Raw genomic sequence first — 3,749 nt, 5'->3', positions numbered from 1 at the left:
CGTAATGGCATTAAGTTGCTATTTCCATTCAAAATACGTGTACGATTTCCATTGACGACTAAAACAGGTGGCACAGTGGAATCACTCGTGCTCGCTGCACTGTCGGTTCTTTCGGTGTATTTCGGGTATGAAGCGTTTAGGGTTTATTTATAAGAAGTGAGGATGAGAGAAGCGACCATGTCGTTTCTCTCATTTTTGATGATAAGGTATTGTGCAAACTGGAGATCCGTTCTGTCAACTTAGAAGTAGGATGATTAAGTGAAACATTACGCCAACAGTAAAGATTGGAAAGCGAAGCGTGCAATCCTAATTAAATGGGGGAATCAAAGAAATGTCTAGGTATAAGGGATGGTTTTGGATGATCCCTGCCATTTATAGTGAAATTTCCTATATACTTCTGATGGAAGGTTTAGGAATTAGGGGATTTTAATGACATTCTCGGTGATTTCTCTTCCAACATAAACGAATAATGGAGGTTATAACGTTGAAAAAGTGGAAATGGAAAATCGCTTTATCGGCATTGTCTTTGTCGCTTGTCTTGCCACTATCTGCAGGGGCATCTGGAAAGTTTTCGGACGTCGGACCACGTTTTGAGCATGAAATTAATTATTTGGCTGAGCGTAATGTTGCCAAAGGCTATAGCAATGGAACGTTTGGAGTCAATGCAACTGTCACAAGAGCAGAAGCTACAGTAATGATTATCCGAGAACTTGRCATACGATGGGATGGTGCTAAGGATCCAGGCTTTACGGATTTTAAAAAAGGTGACGGTTTTTATACAGAAGTAGCTGCAGCTGTTGAACAAGGTGTGATTCAAGGGAAAGTGGCCAAGGATGGTACACGCTATTTTGATCCGAGTGGTTCCTTGACTCGTGCGGAAATGGCCATCATATTGGCACGTGCGTATGATATTCCGCTAGATCGTAGGGACATTCCTTTTAAAGATGTTTCTTCAACTACAACTGGGAAGAAGGAAATCGATGCGTTATTCAATGGCGGAATATCATTTGGCTATGAAAATTTGTACTTTAAGCCCTATGCAAAAATTACCCGACAAGAGTTTGCAGGATTCCTTGGACGAACAGTAAACAAAGAATTTWACCCAATGTATATGGAATATGTTCATTACGACCCGGACACTCTGCAGCGGGTGAAACCGACATGGCTGACAGAACAACAATTGAATGCAATGGAAACTGAAATGATTGCGTTGATTAACAATGCCCGTATAAAAAAGGGGTATGAACCAATCGTTTTAAATGAGCGTTTACAGGATATGGCTGGTTTGAAAATTAGAGCGATGGCTAAATATCCATCTGATGAGAGAGTCATGGACATATATAAATTTTATGAAGATAAATATGGAGAGAAACTAAACGGAGATTATAGTGAGCGTTATGCAAATGGCTCAGTGGAATCTGCATTACAACAAATATTGTCTCAGGCAATCAATGAACCTTCTTTGTATGACGCAAGTCGCAAAGAAATRGGCGTAGGAGTTGCACAGGAAATGGACGGTTCATTCACGTGGGTCATCTCTTTATTATCTAGATAACATATTTGAAAAGGACTTCTATATGTGTTGAAAAAAAATCTACTTTGCAGTTGAATGAAAGTAAGGTGTTAAAACTAATATAGAGTTAGTAGAAATCCAGCAGATTTTTTTGCTGGATTTTTTCTTTCCAAAAAATATTAGAATAAAAATGAGCAAGTGGGGTAATAAAAGGAAGAAGAAAATATTTAAAAGCATTTTCAACAATAAAAGAGCTGAGGGTGATGAGAATGAAAAAAATGAATCGTGGAATCGTTACGGCACTATCTGCCATTGGCGTTGCGCAAGGGTTAAAGGTTATTACACATAAGAAAAATACAGGTGTATGGGATTGGCGACCATTGTTTCAGACGGGTGGCATGCCGAGTTCACATTCAGCTGGAGTAGCGGCACTTGCTTCTTACGTTGCAGCGAATAAAGGAACTCGCCATACTGAAACAGCTCTTGCCGTCGTTTTTGGCTTTATCGTTATGTATGATGCGCAAGGAATTCGTCGTCATACGGGTGAGATTGCACAACTGGTAAATGATTTAGAAGATGAATTGGTCGCATTTTCTGGTGATTATCCAAGTTTCCAGTACACCGAGCGTGAAGGTGAGCTTAAAGAACTACTTGGCCATCAACCGATTGAAGTACTGGGTGGCGCATTATTTGGAGTCGCTTATGGTCTTATTGCAGCGAAGTTTGAGAATGATGAGCGACGGAAAAAACGTAAATATGGACATCGCTTGGAAGGAGCAGACCGCGTTTCCTGGGATTGATTTGAATAATATAAATTGCAAAGGCAGCCGAATTACCGGCTGCCTTTTTTGTGTTTATCATAAAATTTTAATAGGTGCCTTCTAGTTTTTGAATGAAGTCTTTCATCGAATGATAGGGAGCTATGCCTTGTCTTTTCAATTCGTATGGAGAGTCATTTAATTTTACATTTCCCGTCACGGTCGTAAACGCCATTCGTATGCCTGCATCATAAGCAGCTTGTATGGTCGTTTGATTGTAATGACCAAATGGGTAGGCAAGATATTTTGTTCTGAGAAGGTCATTTGAAAATGCTTTTCCCAATTGGGCAGTGCCCTTTTGAATATCTTTTAAGATTGCGTCATAAGATTCCGTTGTGTACATGCCCGATCTAGCACCAGGTTTGTATAGGTGCATGTCATTGGAATGATGTTGGTAGTCATATACATCGGAAGTTTCTCTAATTTCTTTTAACCCTACATATTGCAAATCACTAGCGATCCAGTAATCTGAAGATTGCCGAATTTTTCCTGTAATAACGAATGACGTAGCATGAAAGTCCAAATCTTTTAACAGAGGATACGCTAAGTCCACAGTTGAGGTTATTCCATCATCAAACGTAATGGCAACGACTTTTTCAGGAAGGTTCGTTTGATAAGTCAGCCAATCATCAAGTTGCTGCATGGATATTGTTTTCCACTTATTCTCTTTCAAGTAGCGCATTTGATCCTCAAATTGCTTGTATTCAATCGTCATATTATTAAAAGCTTGATTAGATTGAGCTTTGTCATGCATCATGTGATGATACATCAACACAGGAATGCCATTATCTGTGCGTGTTTGCAACTTTTTGATATATCCTTTTGAACCACCGAAATTAATTTCATAAAACTCTTTGTCCTCTTTAATGATAGGTATGCGAACATTAGAATTCACATATCCCAGTGAAGGTGAGCTTTTAGGTTGTGAAAAAACCACAAGTCTATTCTTTGCGATGACAGAAGATGTACCTTTTTCTAAAACTTGTTTATTTGGGAACTCTACTTTTTCAGCATGATTTTTATCTACATTAACAAATCCATTACCAAATGAAACGTGATAAAATTTTTCATCCTCTGACTCTATGTAGTATGTTTGTCCTTTCATAAACGTCGCAAAACCCATTTTTTCATTGCCCATATGTACATATCCACCGATATTGAATAACGGTTTGATACCCTGTGAAAGTGATTCTTGTGCTTTTGATTCAAAAGGATTACAAAACAGTATAATAAATACTAGCAAAACGATAGTGAAGTGACTGATATTTAATTTAATGATGTCCAAACTCCTAATTATGTGTTTTTATTTTAGTATAATAGTAATAATGATAATAAGATATAATTTATGGAAAAAAAGTCATTAATATTACAATTTAATAAAAAAATAATAGATTAGGAAAGATATATTGGGGATATAG

Annotated in this window: 3 protein-coding genes; 2 read left to right on the top strand and 1 reads right to left on the bottom strand. The window is 37.7% G+C overall.

Going from position 1 to position 3,749, the window contains the following annotated elements; translation table 11 throughout:
* Positions 1 to 484: 484 nt before the first annotated feature.
* Together AC1DSB_RS16060 and AC1DSB_RS16055 are read left to right on the top strand one after the other, a co-directional pair.
* On the top strand, positions 485 to 1,555 hold the full coding sequence (locus AC1DSB_RS16060) for an S-layer homology domain-containing protein (protein WP_477587099.1): 1,071 nt from the start codon (positions 485 to 487) through the stop codon (positions 1,553 to 1,555).
* A 227-nt stretch (positions 1,556 to 1,782) separates the two neighbouring features.
* Entirely contained in the window at positions 1,783 to 2,313 is a 531-nt protein-coding gene (locus AC1DSB_RS16055) for a divergent PAP2 family protein (RefSeq protein ID WP_477532288.1), read from the top strand.
* 67 nt (positions 2,314 to 2,380) lie between these two features.
* Here the strand turns inward: AC1DSB_RS16055 and AC1DSB_RS16050 are convergent, their stop codons facing one another.
* Positions 2,381 to 3,616, bottom strand: a complete 1,236-nt coding sequence (locus AC1DSB_RS16050; protein ID WP_477587098.1) for a polysaccharide deacetylase family protein — start codon at positions 3,614 to 3,616, stop codon at positions 2,381 to 2,383.
* Positions 3,617 to 3,749 lie beyond the last annotated feature (133 nt).

It is taken from the genome of Paenisporosarcina sp. P4_E4_2 (genome assembly GCF_056401595.1).
The sequence above is the reverse complement of the archived record's forward strand: the minus strand, read 5'-3'. Positions and strand labels throughout refer to the sequence as shown.

Coding starts and splice junctions, on each gene's coding strand:
- AC1DSB_RS16055 (WP_477532288.1), top strand. CDS start 1,783: ATGAAAAAAATGAATCGTGGAATCGTTACGGCACTATCTGCCATTGGC.